Genomic DNA, 18,064 nt, shown 5'->3' with positions numbered 1-18,064 from the left:
AATAGGATTAGAAATTAGGGCTTAATGTATGGCCTTTGTAAAAGGCATCAATGATATCTACAACTTCATCTGCAGTATCTACTATTTTAATGAGATCAAGGTCTCCAGGACTTATTTTTCCACCGGTCAGCATGGTATTTTTTATCCAGTCCATAAGGCCTTTCCAAAAACCCTTTCCTACTAGAATAATGGGGAATTTTCCAATTTTATTGGTTTGAATCAAGGTGATGGCTTCAAAAAGTTCATCCAATGTACCAAAACCACCGGGCATCACCACAAATCCTTGGGAGTATTTTACAAACATTACCTTCCGAACAAAAAAGTAATCAAAATCCAAACTTTTATCTCCATCAATATAGGGATTGTCATGCTGTTCAAAAGGCAATTCTATATTTAGGCCTACGGAAGTACCTCCGGCCAAATGCGCCCCTCTATTACCCGCCTCCATAATACCAGGGCCACCTCCGGTAATAATACCATAACCAGCTTTGGAAACGCTTTCGGCAATTTGTACCGCCAGCTTATATTCAGGATCATTTTCTTTGGTTCGTGCAGATCCAAAGATGGATACACAGGGACCAATGGCACTCATTTTTTCAAAACCATTCACGAATTCGCCCATGATCTTAAACAATGCCCATGAATCATTTGTTTTTATTTCGTTCCACCCTTTATGATGTTGCTCTTTTCTCATTGTAACCTTTGTTATTTTGTTGTTGTTTGCGTTTAGTTGTTTTTATGTACGAAAAATAAGGGCTATGCGTTCAATTCTTTTCTCAAAAATTTTGAAGTATGGCTTTTTTTATCTCGGGCAACTTCCTCCGGGGTGCCCTTAGCGACAACCATACCGCCACCACGTCCACCTTCATAGCCAATATCAATGATATGGTCTACCATTTTAATCACATCCATATTGTGTTCAATAACAAGGACAGTATTACCTTTGTCTACCAATTTATCCAAAACTTCCATTAAAACTCTAATATCTTCAAAATGTAAACCGGTAGTGGGTTCATCTAGAATATAAAAGGTGTTTCCAGTATCTCTCTTGGAGAGCTCGGTAGCCAATTTTACCCGTTGCGCTTCTCCGCCAGATAAAGTGGTGGATTGCTGCCCCAGTGAAATATAGCCCAAACCTACATCTTGAATCGTTTTTAGTTTTCGATGTATTTTAGGAATATTTTCAAAGAACCCTACCGCTTCATTGATCGTCATTTCCAAAACATCGGAAATCGATTTTGCTTTGTACCGTATTTCCAGCGTTTCCCTATTGAAACGTTTTCCATGACAGGTTTCGCATTCCACATATACGTCGGGAAGAAAATTCATTTCAATAACCCGTAATCCTCCTCCTTGACATGTTTCACATCGTCCTCCTTTGACATTAAAGCTAAAACGACCAGGTTTGTAACCTCGTATGGCCGCTTCTGGAGTTTTCGCAAAAAGAGATCTAATTTCACTAAAGACTCCTGTGTAGGTTGCGGGATTGGATCTTGGCGTTCTGCCGATAGGGGATTGATTGATGTCAATGACTTTATCAACGGCCTCCAAGCCTTGTATTTTTTTATACGGCATTGGTTTTTTTACTCCATTGAAATAATAGGCATTCATAATGGGGTAGAGGGTTTCATTGATCAAGGTAGATTTTCCACTTCCCGATACTCCGGTTACCCCGATCATTTTCCCCAACGGAAAGGTGACCGTAACATCTTTTAGATTGTTCCCCGTGCAGCCGGTTAAGGTGATTTTTTTTCCATTTCCTTTTCTTCTTTTCTTGGGTACTGCAATCTGCTTTACTCCGGTAATATAATCGGCCGTTAAGGTATGGTAATTTATCAATTCCGAAGGTTTTCCTTCAGAAATGATTTCCCCGCCATGTTTTCCTGCTTTAGGGCCAATGTCAATGACATGATCGGCCCGTTCGATCATATCCTTGTCGTGCTCCACTACAATTACGGAATTTCCAATATCCCGTAAAGACTCCAAAGAACGGATCAAACGTTCATTATCCCTTTGGTGCAGGCCTATACTTGGTTCGTCCAAGATATACAGTACGCCTACCAGTTGAGATCCTATTTGCGTGGCAAGTCGAATACGTTGGGCTTCACCGCCACTAAGGGATTTGGAACTCCGATTAAGGGAAAGATAATCTAAGCCCACATCCAATAAAAATTGAATACGGGTTTTGATTTCCTTGATGATTTCTTCGGCAATTTTCAGCTGTTTGCCATCCAATTTATCCGATAGTGCATTGAAAAAAGCGGCAAGTTCTGTAATATCCATATCTGCCAACTCCGCAATATTCTTATGGTCGCATTTGAAATTTAAAGAAGCTTTCTTTAAGCGGGAACCACTACATATCGGACATAATACCCTGTCCATATACTCTTTTGCCCAACGTTTGAGAGAAGTAGAATCCGAGGCTTCGTATTGATTTTTAATGAAATTGGAAATTCCTTCATAATCTATTTTATACTCCCGTTTTATGCCTAAAGTCTTGGAATCTACTTCAAAACGTTCTTTACCTCCATTCAGAATAATTTCCATGGCTTCGTCAGGAATAGCATGAATTGGAGTGGTAAGTTCAAAGTTATAGCGACTCCCAATCGTTTCAATTTGTTTAAAGGCCCATGACTTTTTATATTCTCCAAGAGGTGCAATACCCCCGTCATGGATAGATAGCTTTTTATTGGGAAAAATTTTATCAGGATTCACCTGATATACGTGACCAATTCCGCTACATTCCCCACACATTCCCTTGGGAGAGTTAAAAGAGAAGGTATTGGGTTCAGGGTTTGGATACGATATTCCGGTGGAAGGACACATTAAATCCCTACTGAAATAACGAGGTTCTTTGGCTCCTTCTTCTAGAACCATGAGAATGTCATCGCCACTATACATTGCCGTATTGATGGTTTCGCTCAATCTTTTATCCAAATCTGCACCATCAGCAACTTTTAATCGGTCAATCACAATTTCAATATCGTGGACTTTGTACCGATCCACTTTCATTCCTTTGACAATATCCCTGATTTCTCCATCTACACGAACTTTGACAAAACCTTGTTTCGCAATTTGTTCGAACAATTCCCGATAATGCCCTTTTCTAGAACGAATGACCGGGGCTAAAATATTTATTTTTTTCCCCTGATAAGAAGCAATAATCAATTCTTTTATTTGCTCATCGCTATAACTTACCATCTTTTCACCGGTATTATAGCTATAGGCATCTGCCGCTCTCGCATATAGAAGTCTTAGAAAATCATAGATTTCCGTAATGGTACCTACGGTAGAACGAGGAGATTTGGAAGTGGTCTTCTGCTCAATAGCGATCACGGGCGATAAGCCATCGATTTTATCTACATCCGGACGCTCCAAGCCTCCAAGAAATTGACGCGCATAAGCAGAGAAGGTTTCAATGTATCTGCGCTGTCCTTCGGCATAAATGGTATCAAAAGCCAAAGAGGATTTGCCACTACCCGAAAGACCGGTAATAACCACTAATTTTTCCCTTGGAATAGTAACGTCTATATTTTTGAGGTTGTGTGCTCTAGCTCCTTTAACCTCAATATTTTCCTCGTAATTTATCATCTTTTTTAGCAAGATTGCGAAGTTACGGTTTTGGCAACTAAAAATAAAGTACGCACGATTTAGTTTTTTGTTAATTAAAAGTGTAGCTATAAATTAGCGGCATAATTTTAAATACAACATATGCAACTTTTAGGAATTGGATCAAGAATACAGCATAAAGAATACGGAAAAGGTGTGGTAACGAATGTTACTTCCAAACACTATTGGGTCACGTTTATGGAAAATGGACTTGAAACTATTGAGCTTGATGAAGATATTGAGGTTATTGAAGCCGTAGAGGACGAAGTGGATACCATTAGCTTTTCGGAAGTAGAACAATCCCTTATTTCCATTTTAAGACGATGGAGCGATACGAGTCAGATATCTCCAATTGCAGATAAATGGAAGGGAGGTACACTAATATTACAACCTGGAAATGAAAACCTAAGCACTAAGGAAATCCCAATCAATACTTTTTTTCATAAAATAGTCATGGTGCGAGATCGCATACGGGTGATGGAACAAAAAATAAACTCCAGCAAAAATTTGGATGATCAGGAAAAAGTAGATCTCCAACAATATATTACCCGCATATATGGAAGTTTAACAACCTTCAATGTTCTCTTTAAAAATCAGAGCGATCAGTTTATAGGCGAACGTTCCAAATAGCTTAATTTAGAGCAAAGCTAGGCCTTGAAAGCTCTTATTTTGGCATAGCAACAGCACGAAGCGTTGGTATTATTAGGACACGGCTTTTTTTTCACTCAAGTATTTCCAATAACGTTTTGGAACATGTTGTTGGTGTAATTTATTGTTGATACGAGATTTGATATTAGTGCTCTTAAAGTAGTCTTGCCAAAGGGATTGATATTCGTATTCCGAATCCAAAAAAGTATCACTTTTACGAATGCTATTGGTGTGGATATCCTGTAAATCAAGGGCAATGATTTCTACAGTATTTAGATTATAATACAACCCATAAGAACGTTTTATATCATAGATAATCCATTGTTGGTCTGCGTATCTATTCCTAAAATGCTTGGATATTAGGGGAAGAATATCAAAATCAGGTTCAATATTGGCAAAATAGATTTCATCTTTGGTCAATTGAAAACGAACAAAAGCTTCCATCCGATGTTTTTCCCGTCCCACGGATCTTGCCAATTGACTAATTTTTAATACCAAGGGATCTGCATAATTGGAATGCGAAGTGGCCGTTGCCGCAAACAACTTTCTGATATACCGATAGAGTAGGTGTTCAATATCTTTTGTTTCACTTAAGAATGCAAAATAAATATCCTTAATAGCGGTATGACTTTTGTTTTTGATCCCATTCCAAACACGTTTGGCCTTGTCCATTTGAGTGAATACGGTTTCATTATCGGAAAAGAGTCCCCGCTGGACCTTGGTGTTTTTTTGAATATCCGATACAGGGATTTTTTCGTCAAAAGCGACAAAAATGGCCGTTAAAAATCCATTAAAACTACCATCATAGATTAAAATTTTTGCATTTTCCATAATTAATTGAATAAACTTAATTGTGTGCTGTATTGATTTCTAAACTTTCCTACTGAATTTTGTAGAATGAGCCCTTTAATTTTGGGAGCGTCCATATCCTTATGCTCCCAATGCCGGGAATCACATAAAATGAAGTATTTTGCTCTGTTCAACGCGACACCGATTTTTTTGAGATGATCCCAATGTAGTTTTCGATACCGTCTGGCCTGGATAACTTTGTAGACCGATTTCATTCCCATTCCCGGGATTCTTGCTAACATACTTTTGTCGGCCTTATTGACATCAATGGGAAACATATTGAGATTACGTAAGGCCCACCCTAATTTTGGGTCTACGTCAATATCCAGATTAGGATGGGTATCATTTAGCAATTCTTTTATGCCAAAGCCATAAAAACGCATTAACCAATCGGTCTGATACAATCTGTTTTCCCGGAGCATGGGAACTTGTGACCCAATGGCAGGGAGACGCTCGTCATGGGTCACGGGAACATAGCCCGAATAGTAAACCCGCTTCATATTGAAATTGTTGTAATAGTGTGCTGCAGTATACATGATATCTTTATCGGACTCTCCCGTAGCTCCAATAATCATCTGCGTGCTTTGCCCAGCAGGAGCATAGGTCGGTACACTTTTAAACTTCTTCTTTTCAGAAGTGTATTGCATGATTTCATTTTTGACTTTACGCATGGGCTTTATAAAATCTTCGTGCTTCTTATCCGGGGCCAATAGTTTTAATCCTGAAATAGTGGGTACTTCAATATTCACGGAAAGGCGGTCTGCATATAATCCAGCCTCCCGCATCAGTTCATCACTCGCTCCCGGAATGGATTTAAGATGTATATATCCATTAAAATTTTCTTCCAAGCGTAGTTTTTTAGCCACTTTGACCAAGCGTTCCATGGTATAGTCGGGATTACTGAAAATACCTGAACTCAGGAAAAGACCTTCGATGTAGTTTCTACGATAAAAATTAATGGTTAAGTCAACCACTTCCTGTATTTTGAAGGCAGCTCGCTCAATATCATTGCTTTTTCGCGTAACGCAATAGGCACAATCGAAAATACAATGATTGGTCAATAAGATTTTCAAGAGGGAAACACAACGTCCATCTTCCGTATAAGAATGGCAAATCCCCATGCCAGAACTATCTCCCAGACCTCCTGTATTATTAACCCGTTTACTGCCACTGCTTGAGCAAGAAACGTCATATTTCGCGGCATCTGCCAAGATGTTTAATTTTTCCCGTATTCGATCAAATGACATAAGCTGTAATTAGTAATTAATCCAAAATTATGGAAAAATTCCTAATTATGGAAATATTCCAATTTATTTTTGGATATATTCCTATTTTTGTATATTTGAGCAGAGAACAATGTGATAGTCCGAACCTATGGAAAACGAATTAACATTAAAACGATTTATTGAAATACGCCGTGAATTAGGGTATACTCAAGCGGATTTTGCCAAATTGCTGGGTGTTTCCAGTACTACTGCCGATATTGAGCGTGGGCGTACAAAATTGTCTGGAAAAGTAGTTTCTGAATTGTTACGGCAATTTAAAATAAATCCTTTATGGCTTTTTGGAGACAGTGAGCAAAAATATTTGGCTACTACAAACACCAGTGTTATTCCAAAAGTGGTTACTGTAGATGCTGGAGAAAACGAAAATATGGTTTTGGTCAATGCAAAAGCGGCTGCAGGCTATCCACAAAATATTCAGGATACGAGTTGGTATCGTCAACTACCGGCTTTCGATCTTCCCTTACCGGAATTTAGAAATGCTACTTATCGTGGGTTTCAGGTAGAAGGAGATAGTATGTTGCCTAATTTAAGGCCAGGGGAATGGGTCCTTGCCAAGGCCATAGAGCATATCGATGATGTTAGCCCTAATAAGATGTATGTTGTGGTTTTACAGGATGCCGTATTGGTTAAAAAAGTGGAAAAGCGCCCCAACTCCAATAATGTTACTTTAATTTCTTTGAACGAAACCTATCCACCCTACGAAATCAAACCTTTTCAGATTCAGGAAATATGGCAGGTAAGCAGTAAAATAACCTTTAGTGTGGATGCCACAACCGAAAAAGGCCTATTACGTCAATTACAAGAATCTATGGAAGAATTAAAGAGCCAATTAAAACAGGTGAAACACTAAGTTTTTAATTATACGCTTTTATAGCTCCCATATCCAAGGTCAATGGTCCTAAGTCATGGGATTGCGGTAGTAAGATACCACTTTCCATTTCGGTCCATTCTTCCCAAGTAGCTTCAATACCCCCAATAGGGATAATTTTTGCCCACATTTGGTAGCTTTTTGGTGTTCCGTCTTGGTTTAATCGCCATAGGTACACATCTCCAGGAGTATCCCCTCCCTCCAAATAGTGCACCAACAGTCCCCTTGAACCATCTTTCATAGTAATAATACTGCGTTCCGTACCCTTGTCGAAGATTTTAAAGGGAGCTACCAACCAAAAAGAATCATTGTTGAAGAGTGTTGTGGCCTTTGTGATCAACCTGTTTTTTTCTTTTCCTTTGACCACAATACCATTCTTAAAAACCGTGCTATACGTTTTATTGGTTAAATGAAGATTAACCTCATAGGTACTCCATGATACTTTCACTCTGCCATTTTCCTTATCCCAAAGGTAACGGTGCGCCCCATTTCTAAAGGACCATTCTAAAAAACGAGTTTGTTTATACGAATCATAGTTTAAAGCGTTCAACATTTTATTGGCATACATATCCGCTTCAGGACTAGGTTTCATTTCTGGAACACTTTCATTGTATATAAGATACAGCACAACAAAAACCAATAGGAAAACACCAATAAGGCCTACTAGGGTTTTCAAAAGGATTTTAAAAAATTTCTTCATGGTTTTGGGTGCTTTGATATGGTAAATTATGGCATGAATCCTACTGCAGTATCATCACCCCGCGGATCGGCTCCTCCCTCAAGAGAACCGTCGGGCAATACTCGAATGGCGTCAACCTTTCCAATAATTGGAGTGCGTTCCTCATTAATGATGTACGATTTAGCTTTTAATTCCGATTTCAATTGATCCGAAAACCCATTGGGTTCAAAAATTACCGCATCGGGCAACCATTGATGATGAAAGCGAGGCGCTTTTACCGCTTCTTGCATACTCATATTAAATTCATAGGCATTTAGTATGGTTTGTGCCACTGCAGTAATAATAGTAGATCCTCCCGGGGTACCTACTACCAACCATAACTGCCCGTCCCTTTCAACAATTGTTGGTGTCATACTGCTCAACATTCGTTTTTCGGCAGCAATACTATTCGCATCGGCCCCAATAAGTCCAAACATATTGGGTACTCCTGGTTTTGCGCTAAAATCGTCCATCTCATTATTCAGAAAAAAACCAAGTTCATCATGGTATAATTTAGATCCGAATGCCCCATTTAAGGTTGTAGTTACTGAGACTGCATTTCCTTCTTGATCAACAATGGAATAGTGTGTGGTTTCATTACTTTCAACAATTTGAACATTACCTCTTTCTACTTCCAAAGATTTTGTGGCTTTGTCAAAGGAAAAATTTGCCATCCTATCTTCCAAATAAGGCGTGCTCAACAGGACATCCAATGGAATATCTACAAAATCTGGATCTCCCAAATAATAATTTCGATCGGCATACGCCCTTCTGGAAGCTTCGGTAAATAACTGAATCGTTTTGGCGCTATTATGTCCATAATCCGCTACATCATAAGGCTCTATCATTTTGAAAATTTGATTCATGGTAACGCCGCCACTGCTTGGAGGGCTCATGGATATAATTTTTAAATCCTTATATTTAAATACTACAGGTTGCCGCCATACGGCTTCATACTTTTCTAAGTCCTCTTCGGTAACATAACCTCCTTTTTCTTGGATGAAAGCGGCCAACTTTTTTGCTGTTTCCCCTTTGTAAAATTCATCCCGACCATTTTTTACCAATTGCCTTAGCGTATTTGCCAGAGCAGGATACATTATCTTGTCTCCCCTGGAAAAATCTTTTGCGAACAGTGTACTATCGCCATTAACCGCAACGACAGCCTCTTTTACATTGGCGAGACGCCTGGCTTGATTTTCAGTGACCAATACCCCTTTTTCGGCCAATTCAATAACTGGGGTCAATATTTCTTCTATGGAGAGCGATCCAAATTTTTTATGAACTTCAAAGATGCCTGCTACCGTCCCTGGAACACCAACAGCAGTAGCGCCTACCGTACTTTTTCCGGGAATGACGTTTCCTAGGGAATCCAAATACATATCCTTGTGGGCCGATAAGGGTGCTTTCTCTCTATAATCCAACCCACCAATATCTCCGTTACTTTTACGGTAGACCATGAAACCTCCACCGCCTAAATTTCCTGCAAAAGGATAAGCCACGGCCAAGGCCATTTCAGTAGCCACCATGGCATCAAAGGCATTTCCGCCTTTCTCTAAAATAGCACTACCAATTTTGGAAGCTTCTTCCCGTGCAGATACCACCATGGCATTTTTGGAAACTACCCCGGTAGGGAGTGCAGGTTCTTTTTTACAATTTGTACATAGAAATAGGCAAATTAAGGCGAGAAGCGTAATTCTTTTCATGGGATGTGCTGGTTTTATATGAGAATGCGTTAAAGTGACTTATATTTTTGCTTGGAAAAGATAATCAATTCTTCAAAAAAAGAAGTGAACTCCCGCTCAAAATCATTGTAATGCTCTTCCAAGTCGATAATGGCGAAATTCATTTTGGATTTATTCTTGGTTCGTCGGTTCATTCCATTCAACACCTTGGCAATTCCATCCATTTTCGCATAACTATAGATCCAATTGTCCGCTATCATATAGGGCATCATACGGCGTATACCTTCCGGCAAAATAGCATAATTATCCTCAAGTAAGTCATAGAAGCAATCCACATAAACATCCAGAGGTGTTTCAGAATATTGGTTCCAATTCTTCGCTAAAAAATGATCGTAAAAAATATCTACGATAACACCACTATAATGACTGTAGTTCTTGTGTAGTCTTTTGGTGCTCATACGTACAGTTTTATGGGAATCAGTGAAGGTATCAATATGCCGGTGCAGTAAAATTCCTTTTTGAACTTTTTCTGGCAAATGCCCAAATTTATTTCCTCTGATACTGTCTGCAATAAAATTTCCTAAAGTAATCTCATCATCATTAAAAGAGAGATAGATATGCGCCAAAAAATTCATAGAAATGTTAATAATCTTTGCTTCGAATTTACGAATTCGGAAACATAGTTTAACATTAGATCGATATATTTGCAAAAACTTTTTAGATACATGACATTAATCAAATCAATTTCAGGAATACGAGGTACAATAGGAGGAGCGCCTCACCAAAATCTTACCCCAATTGATGCAGTGAAATTTGCAGCAGCATATGGAATATGGTTAAAAGGGTATTCCAAAAAAGAAAAACTTAGCGTAGTCATTGGTAAAGATGCCCGTTTGTCAGGGGAAATGATTCAAAACCTGGTAGTATCTACCCTAATAGGGTTGGGGATTGATGTTATTGATTTAGGGCTTTCAACGACCCCTACCGTTGAAGTTGCGGTTCCTTTGGAGCAAGCCGATGGAGGTATCATATTAACCGCTAGTCACAATCCTAAGCAATGGAATGCACTGAAGCTATTAAATGAGAAAGGAGAGTTTTTAGATGCGGCACAAGGAGCGCTAATATTGGAAATTGCAGAAAAAGAGGATTTTGTATTCTCTGAAGTGGATGATTTGGGTAAAATCACGAAAAATGATGCTTATATAGACATCCATATCGACGAAGTTTTGGATTTGCCCTTAGTGGACGCAGAAGTTATTAAAGCTGCTAAATTCAAGGTGGTTGTAGATGGTGTAAATTCCACCGGAGGCATTGCCATTCCCAAATTGCTGGAAGCGCTAGGAGTAGAAGTGGTAAAATTATACTGTGAACCTACAGGTCATTTTCCGCATAACCCAGAACCTTTAAAAGAACATTTAGGTGATATTTGTGAGCTGGTGGTGAAAGAAAAAGCGGATTTTGGTATTGTTGTGGATCCCGATGTTGATCGCCTTGCGTTTATCAGCGATGATGGTGAAATGTTTGGAGAAGAATACACTTTGGTAGCCTGTGCAGATTATGTGTTGGGGAAAACAAAGGGTAATACGGTTTCCAACCTATCTTCTTCAAGGGCTTTAAGGGATATCACGGAAAAACATGGAGGAACTTATGAAGCAGCAGCAGTGGGCGAAGTAAATGTAGTTGCTGCAATGAAGGCCAATAATGCTATTATCGGAGGAGAAGGGAATGGAGGAATTATTTACCCAGAAAGCCACTACGGGCGAGACTCTCTGGTAGGTACCGCTTTATTTTTAATGCTTATGGCCGAAAAGGGGGGGAGCGTAGCAGCGCTTAGAGCAAGTTACCCATCATATTTCATGAGCAAGAAGAAAATTCAGCTCACACCAGAATTGGATGTTGATGGGCTTTTAAAGGCTATGGAAGAGAAGTACGCACACGAAAATGTGAGTACTATAGATGGTGTTAAAATTGATTTTCCAGAGAACTGGGTGCATCTTAGGAAGTCCAACACAGAACCTATTATTCGGATTTATACGGAGGCTAAAACTCAGGACTTGGCCAATGAATTGGCAGATACCATAATTGCAGAAATCAAAGCTATTGCGGGAATATAGTTAGGTGATAAGAGGTTAAATTAAAAGATTAAGTAATTTACTTAAATATCTTATAATTAAATTTTTAGATAAAATCAATTTACTTTTTTAGCGGTTTCCAATCCGGATAGCCATTCTAATATACTTTTAATTACAAATGGCTTTTCGGACCAAATGAAAAAATGATTTTGCTTATCTAATGTAATCACTTTGAGTGTTTCTGCAGCTGTAAATTCCTTTTCCATATAGGGAACGTTTTGATAAGGAACCAGTTTGTCGTCCGTTCCATGAATGATAAGAATATTTTGTGTTAGGTTTTCAAAGTTCCCTTTTAAATTTTTCAATTCTTTTTTTAACAATATCAATTCATCATTGGAAGGCCTGAGCGCTCCCGGGACGATATATTTTAACGGAAAAGCTCTAAAAGGGTACCGCCAACGTTCGGGTTTTTCCGCATCCGGATCTAAGGCTCCCGCCAAAATGCCCAAATTTGAATACAATTGCGGCTTATCCAATGCCATTTGCACAATTAAAGGTCCACCATAAGAATGACCGAAAAGGGTGTAGGGGGCACCATTATCCAATCGCGCCAGCAATTCGTTCAATAATTTTGCTTGGGGCAAAAGCCCTAAACTTCGTCTAAAATTGCTATACCCAAAACCTGGTCTATCCATAGCAATAATTCGGTATCTCTTTAAAAGATCTTTATCCATTAAATATCCTTTGAATGCATCCCAACTCCCTGGAGATCCGTGAACAAAGACCAAAGTGGGAGCATCAACCCGTCCTGTCTGCAGGTAATGGATCTTCCTACCCTGTATAGAGACTACGGTATCCTGATAGCTGATGTTTTCCTCCAAAAATAGCTTTTTGGTCTCTTTTTTTGATGTTCTCATCATTAAACAAGAGGAATTGAATAATACATATGCAGTAATGCCGGCTAGAATAAAATATCTTTTTTTGAATCGTTTAAGGATACTCATGTTATAAAGATAATATTTATGTTATTCGCTCAGTCGAAGTAAATAAGATATACTTGCTTATTTAAAGGCCTCTGGCACCTTATTTCTATGCTTCCAGCGTTTATGGGTCCATAGATAGTGCTCGGGACATTCCCGTATCTGTTTCTCCGTTTCCTTAATAATGGCCTCGGTAATTTCATTTTTTGACGTACTTGCTCCGGCCATGGTAATAGGAATAAAAGTAGCACGGTAATAACCACGCTTTATTTTGGATACTTTCATAAAGAAAACAGGAAGGTCTAATTTTTTTGCCAATGCTTCAGTACCATTGAAGATGGGCACTTTGATTCCCATGAAATTACTCCAGTACTTTGCTTTGGAGACCATGGGAGATTGATCGCTCACAATACCATAAACCCCCTTTATGCCCTTTTGTTCATTCCGTATCAATGTTTTTACGGTATCCTGCTGGGTAATGGGGTAGGTGTTCCACCGAGCACGTATGCGTTGTACCAAACGATCAAAATATTTATTTCCGATTTTTTGATAAATGGCATAACCATTGGCTTTTATATAATTATTTACACTAGTGGTCCACTCCCAATTGGCGTAATGGGTAAGTGCTACCAAAATGCTTTTCTCTTTTTCGGTCTCTTGCGCCAACTCCATATTCGTAATCTGGTACTTCGCTTTGATATCATCTTTGGATAAATCCATCGTTTTTATCATTTCTAGAAACACATCGCATAAATGATGATAGAACTTCTTTCGAATAACCTTAAGTTCCGCACCGTCTTTTTCCGGAAAAGCCAATTTTAAATTATCGTAAACTACTTTTTTGCGATAGCCTACAACATAATACATAAACACAAAAATCACATCCGAAAAGAAATAGAATAGGGTATGGGGCAACTTTGAGATTAACCAAAGAATAGGGTAGGCAAGAATAAAAACCAATAGCTGCATTCGATCAAAAAATATGGGCAAATATAACTATATTTGAAACGATACTTAATGGCATCATAGATGAATAATTTGCATATCGCTACTATTGTAATCATAGCGGCAAACGTTATAGTTTCTCTTAAAGGGTTCGAAGATCGCTCTTTTTTGGAACGTTTTAAATTTGAAATTGGCTCTATACGTTCCGGACAAAATGAACGGATGTTCACTTCAGGTTTTCTTCATGTGGATTATATGCACCTCTTTTTTAATATGCTTACCCTGTATTTCTTTGCCGATGTGGTCATTGCAGATTTTGGGCCTATAAAATATATAGGGATTTATGTGATAAGTTTACTTGCGGGAAGTTTATTGGCACTTTTCTTTCACAGGAACGAATCCTATTATAGCGCGGTAGGGGCAAGTGGCGCCGTAATGGGTATTTTATATGCAGCCATTCTATTACAACCTGAAAAATCCATTGCCTTTATTTTTCTTCCCATCCCCATTCCGAGTTATGTTTTTGGAATAGGATATTTATTGTATACCATATATGGTATGAAGAATAGAGTAGGGAATATTGGGCATACTGCCCATTTCGGTGGCGCTGTGGGAGGCTATGTCGCTACCTTGTTTTTTAAACCAGAACTTTTTAGTTCGGATACTTTGATGGTTATTTTGCTGGCAATTCCAATAATTATTTTTGTTATTCTTCAAAAAATGGGCAAAATTTAAGTATATTATCTGAAAATGAAGTCCTTAAAATAGCAGTATATCCCATAAAACCGTGCAGTTGGTCGAAAAAATAAGTGCCAATTATATAATTTTCCTACTTTCGACGTTGTATTAGAGCCCAAATCTAATTAAACCTACTAAACTATGAATAAATTTCCCCTCCTTGTAGTGGCCTTGCTGCTACTTGTTTCCTCATGTAGTGATGAAACAACCGTTTTCAACGAAACTCAAGATGATTTACAATTGCAACCTAGTCAACAGGCACTTGCGAACAGTGTTAATTTTGACGATGCAGGGGTGTTGGATCTTCTAAATGAAGAAACCATCAATGGGACAGGCTTGTCCTCTAAAACTCCTGAAGAATTGGCCAATGGCTATCCTTTGACTTTAGTGGCACAAATAGATCCTCCTTCATTTTCTGGCGGAGAGAATCTTACGGCATCCCACGTCCACATCGATGGTAATTATGCATACGTATCCTATAATACTGTAGAAGATGGATATGCAGGAGGTGCTGATATAATTGATATTAGCGACCCTAATAATCCGGTCTTGCGTTCTCGATTAAATTTCAATAATGCAGATGTCAATGCCATACGCTTTGACAATGGATTTGCTTATGTTGTTGGTGGATTCAATTCAGAATTATCTCCAACCATAGAAAACAACTCCTTTGTAGGTAAAATAGAAGCTTCTGGCGGCTTTTTCAATATTAATGCCGGTGTTCCTTTTGGTTTTCAGGAAGGTTTTGTAGGCACAGATATCAAGACCACAGCCAATGAAGTATTGGTAACCAGTGGAAAAGATGGCGTACTGGCAGCGTATCGGAAATCTGACTTAACTTTGGTCAATACCTACTCTTTTGCCGATTTAAGATCGTTGGCCATCGATGGCGATAAAATTGCCGTTTTAGATGCTAGTGTTGGCGTTAACATCCTAGATGGAAATTACGACATAGCCCGTGAAATCCCAATTAATGCCGATTTTGGAATAGCCTCCAAAAGAACAATGGACTTTTTTGAAAATAGGGTAATTGTATCTGAAGGAGCCAATGGTGCTGGGGTTTATGACTATAATACAGGGGATTTCCTAGAGCGTATTCCCATTTTGGTGAATCCTGCTGATGTAGCCCAGAGCGATATTGTAACCAATGCCATTAGTGCCAATGGAGATGTTGTGTTCATGGCCAATGGGGGAGCAGGACTTTGTGTTACGGAAAATGATGATAACAACGCAATGGATGTTGTAGGGATATTGGAACTGAATGGATCCATTAATTATGTTGAATCTAAAGGAGATTATCTCTTTGCAGCTTCGGGTAAAGCTGGATTGCAAATTATAAAATTAAACAGGCCTTCTGCAAGTCTTGTAGAACGTTGTATTTCCCTGCCACTATACAATAGAGGAAGAAATCTTACTGTAGAGGAAGATGAAGACCTGGCGTATACAGGAAGTGCTAGATTTTCAGAATTGGATATTAAAGGTGCTTTGCTCTTATGTGGGTCATGGACCGTTAGGAATGATGTTGATATCAGTGCAAACGCATTGTTCGAAATGAATGGAACTTTTGTGGTTGGTCGTAATAGGGATCGAAAAAATATTATCGTGGATAACGGCGCAACGTTCAGAGTGGAAGGAAATTTGACCATCTTTGGAGATTTGATATTGAATGATGGGGCTACCCTTGAATTTTTAGGAGATAGTTCTGTTGTAAATGTTATTGGTGATGTAATAAGAAATGGGAATACCACAGTCACTGGTACTTTTGATGACGTAGCAAACAAATTCTAAATAAAATAGAAAAAGTAAAAAAGCCTGTACACTATTCAAGTGCACAGGCTTTTTTTATGTTAAGCTATTCTGTTTATTGCAACATACTGGCAATTTTTTCCTCTAGGGCATCACCTCTTAAATCTTTTGCCACGATAACCCCTTTTTCGTCTAATATAAATGTAGCTGGAATAGCATTTACATTATATAAACGGGCAATTTCATCAAAGTAATCTACATTGGAAACGTGGTTCCAAGTTAACCCATCATCTAAAATGGCTTTTTTCCAGTCCTCGGCACGACGATCTAAAGAAACGCCCATGATGTTTAACCCTTTATCATGGTATTCATTATAAATACGTACAACATTGGGGTTTTCAACCCGACAAGGACGACACCATGCCGCCCAGAAGTCAACAATGGTTACCTTTCCTAAAACATCATTTAATGCCAGTGGCTCTCCTTCCGGGGTAGGTGCAGAAAAGTTAGGCGCTTTTGAACCTATTGAAGTGCTTTTGGTTTTATCCAATTTTCCTTTTAATGCTTTTCCAATAGAAGTTTGTTTAATTTCAGGTGTAAGTGCTTCGTATAGCTCACGGACTTCATTTTCAGGAAGTAATTTTCCGGAAAGTGCACGATCGATCAAAAATGCAGCAATAAGGGCATTGGGGTTCTTTTTTATGAAGTCGGCCTCGAAATCCTTTGCTTCTTGTTGTAATTCAAAATATTCATCCCGCAAGGCAATGAGTTTATCCTGATTTTTCTCAGCACTTGCTCGTTGAATGTCTACAGAGATAGATTGTCCCTTTTGGGCACGTTCTCTGGTCTCCTTTAAAAAACCTGCAAAAATTTCGTTCTGTGGCGTGCCACTTAATTTTGCGAAAAACAAACTGTCTTTTTGTGCTTTGATTGTAATATCACCGTTTTCAAGAATAAAGGGAATGTTTCCGGGGAGTTGATCAACAAATACGAAGTAGACTTCCGGGGAATCCGCAATTCCTGTAAACTCGTATTTTCCATCTTTAATCACAGTAGTGTCAACCTCTACTAATTTGTTCAGGGAATCTGTTTTTCGAAGAAATATTTTAGTACTGTCTTTTACTTCTCCGCTTAACGTACCATTAACCGTAAATCCTTCCGTACTGGTGTTACATGCTGCTAGTATTAGAACCGCAGATATAATCAAAGCAAACTTTTTCATGTGGAAATTTTTAAAGGAACAAATGTACTTATTATAAAGCGTATAAAAAAAGCCCTTAACAAACTGTTATAGTGTTAAGGGCAGTATTAAAAGAAACAAGTGTTGTTCTAGAATTGATATCGGATTCCCAGAGCAATGTCAAAATCAAAATTATCCGAGAAATTATCAAAACCAATTAAACCGATTTCCGGTCTAAAATCAAGCGAGATCAATAGGGGAATATCAAAATTATATTCTATGCCAATATCCCCGGCCGCAAATACAAACAATCCCCCATCAGGTGTTACTGAACCTCCATTATTATCGGATATAGGCTCAAAATCCACACTCCCCAGGCCTCCTCCAAAGCCGTAATACCAGTTAAAATTGCCATCAAGTGTATGTACCCATTGGTAGGTTCCAGAAATTTTAAAGGCATCAAAATTACGATTGTCGCGCCAACCCAAATTGAATTCCACACGATTGTACCTTGCAATGGATTTTTGATACGAAATTTCTGCACCAAAACCGTCACTATCCCCTAAGCGTAGTCCTAAGGTGTGATCCGATATTTCTTGAGCATTTACGCTAGCCATGGAAAACAAAAGAATAGCGCTAAAAAATTTAAAGATTTTCATAAGTTTCGTCTTTTTTTGTTAAAAGTTTAAAATTGGATTGCCATCATGGTCTTCAGTTAATAAAAACTTACTTTTATATCCAAA

Annotated in this window: 16 protein-coding genes; 5 read left to right on the top strand and 11 right to left on the bottom strand. The window is 38.6% G+C overall.

What is annotated here, in order from left to right; all coding sequences use genetic code 11:
* Nucleotides 1-7: 7 nt before the first annotated feature.
* Entirely contained in the window at nt 8-694 is a 687-nt protein-coding gene (locus tag ACEXOE_RS12310) for an LOG family protein (RefSeq protein ID WP_394749106.1), read from the bottom strand.
* Nucleotides 695-756: 62 nt separating this feature from the next.
* Nucleotides 757-3,591 carry an excinuclease ABC subunit UvrA gene (uvrA, locus tag ACEXOE_RS12305; protein WP_394749105.1) on the bottom strand — a complete coding sequence of 945 codons (2,835 nt, stop codon included), beginning with the start codon at nt 3,589-3,591 and terminating at the stop codon, nt 757-759.
* Between the two features lie 120 nt (nt 3,592-3,711).
* On the opposite strand from uvrA, the gene ACEXOE_RS12300 reads away from it, so the two are divergent.
* Nucleotides 3,712-4,239, top strand: a complete 528-nt coding sequence (locus ACEXOE_RS12300) for a hypothetical protein (RefSeq protein ID WP_394749104.1) — start codon at nt 3,712-3,714, stop codon at nt 4,237-4,239.
* A gap of 72 nt (nt 4,240-4,311) precedes the next feature.
* On the opposite strand, the gene ACEXOE_RS12295 is transcribed toward ACEXOE_RS12300, so the two are convergent.
* Together ACEXOE_RS12295 and ACEXOE_RS12290 are read right to left on the bottom strand one after the other, a co-directional pair.
* The gene (locus tag ACEXOE_RS12295; RefSeq protein ID WP_394749103.1) at nt 4,312-5,088 is read right to left on the bottom strand and encodes a TIGR03915 family putative DNA repair protein; all 777 of its coding nucleotides are present in this window, start codon (nt 5,086-5,088) and stop codon (nt 4,312-4,314) included.
* A gap of 2 nt (nt 5,089-5,090) precedes the next feature.
* Nucleotides 5,091-6,353 (bottom strand): putative DNA modification/repair radical SAM protein, encoded by a 1,263-nt coding sequence (locus tag ACEXOE_RS12290; protein ID WP_394749102.1) that lies wholly within the window; start codon nt 6,351-6,353, stop codon nt 5,091-5,093.
* A gap of 127 nt (nt 6,354-6,480) precedes the next feature.
* Between ACEXOE_RS12290 and ACEXOE_RS12285 the strand changes: the two genes are divergently transcribed.
* Nucleotides 6,481-7,242 carry an XRE family transcriptional regulator gene (locus ACEXOE_RS12285; protein ID WP_394749101.1) on the top strand — a complete coding sequence of 254 codons (762 nt, stop codon included), beginning with the start codon at nt 6,481-6,483 and terminating at the stop codon, nt 7,240-7,242.
* Nucleotides 7,243-7,246: 4 nt separating this feature from the next.
* Here ACEXOE_RS12285 and ACEXOE_RS12280 read toward each other — a convergent pair whose 3' ends face one another.
* Genes ACEXOE_RS12280 through ACEXOE_RS12270 form a run of 3 tightly spaced genes read right to left on the bottom strand, consistent with a single transcriptional unit; the run spans nt 7,247 to nt 10,295 of the window.
* A complete protein-coding gene (locus ACEXOE_RS12280; RefSeq protein ID WP_394749100.1) occupies nt 7,247-7,960 on the bottom strand; it encodes a hypothetical protein in 714 nt (237 codons plus the stop codon).
* A 26-nt stretch (nt 7,961-7,986) separates the two neighbouring features.
* Entirely contained in the window at nt 7,987-9,681 is a 1,695-nt protein-coding gene (ggt, locus tag ACEXOE_RS12275; RefSeq protein WP_394749099.1) for a gamma-glutamyltransferase, read from the bottom strand.
* A gap of 29 nt (nt 9,682-9,710) precedes the next feature.
* Nucleotides 9,711-10,295, bottom strand: coding sequence for an acyl carrier protein phosphodiesterase (locus tag ACEXOE_RS12270; protein WP_394749098.1), 585 nt, complete (start codon nt 10,293-10,295; stop codon nt 9,711-9,713).
* A gap of 90 nt (nt 10,296-10,385) precedes the next feature.
* Here ACEXOE_RS12270 and glmM point away from each other — a divergent pair, with 90 nt between their 5' ends.
* Entirely contained in the window at nt 10,386-11,774 is a 1,389-nt protein-coding gene (gene glmM, locus ACEXOE_RS12265) for a phosphoglucosamine mutase (protein ID WP_394749097.1), read from the top strand.
* Nucleotides 11,775-11,848: 74 nt separating this feature from the next.
* On the opposite strand, the gene ACEXOE_RS12260 is transcribed toward glmM, so the two are convergent.
* Complete coding sequence (locus tag ACEXOE_RS12260) at nt 11,849-12,652, bottom strand: alpha/beta fold hydrolase (RefSeq protein ID WP_394749096.1); 804 nt, start codon at nt 12,650-12,652, stop codon at nt 11,849-11,851.
* Nucleotides 12,653-12,793: 141 nt separating this feature from the next.
* Entirely contained in the window at nt 12,794-13,681 is an 888-nt protein-coding gene (locus tag ACEXOE_RS12255) for a lysophospholipid acyltransferase family protein (protein WP_394749095.1), read from the bottom strand.
* A gap of 60 nt (nt 13,682-13,741) precedes the next feature.
* Here ACEXOE_RS12255 and ACEXOE_RS12250 point away from each other — a divergent pair, with 60 nt between their 5' ends.
* Both ACEXOE_RS12250 and ACEXOE_RS12245 read left to right on the top strand, forming a co-directional pair.
* Entirely contained in the window at nt 13,742-14,392 is a 651-nt protein-coding gene (locus ACEXOE_RS12250) for a rhomboid family intramembrane serine protease (RefSeq protein ID WP_394749094.1), read from the top strand.
* Between the two features lie 144 nt (nt 14,393-14,536).
* Nucleotides 14,537-16,183 (top strand): LVIVD repeat-containing protein, encoded by a 1,647-nt coding sequence (locus tag ACEXOE_RS12245; protein ID WP_394749093.1) that lies wholly within the window; start codon nt 14,537-14,539, stop codon nt 16,181-16,183.
* Nucleotides 16,184-16,256: 73 nt separating this feature from the next.
* Here the strand turns inward: ACEXOE_RS12245 and ACEXOE_RS12240 are convergent, their stop codons facing one another.
* Both ACEXOE_RS12240 and ACEXOE_RS12235 read right to left on the bottom strand, forming a co-directional pair.
* A complete protein-coding gene (locus ACEXOE_RS12240) occupies nt 16,257-17,363 on the bottom strand; it encodes a redoxin domain-containing protein (RefSeq protein WP_394749092.1) in 1,107 nt (368 codons plus the stop codon).
* 107 nt (nt 17,364-17,470) lie between these two features.
* A complete protein-coding gene (locus tag ACEXOE_RS12235; protein WP_394749091.1) occupies nt 17,471-17,980 on the bottom strand; it encodes a hypothetical protein in 510 nt (169 codons plus the stop codon).
* Nucleotides 17,981-18,064 lie beyond the last annotated feature (84 nt).

It is taken from the genome of Spongiimicrobium salis (assembly GCF_043678055.1).
GTDB lineage: Bacteria > Bacteroidota > Bacteroidia > Flavobacteriales > Flavobacteriaceae > Spongiimicrobium > Spongiimicrobium salis.
This window is presented reverse-complemented; position numbering and strand designations above follow the sequence as displayed.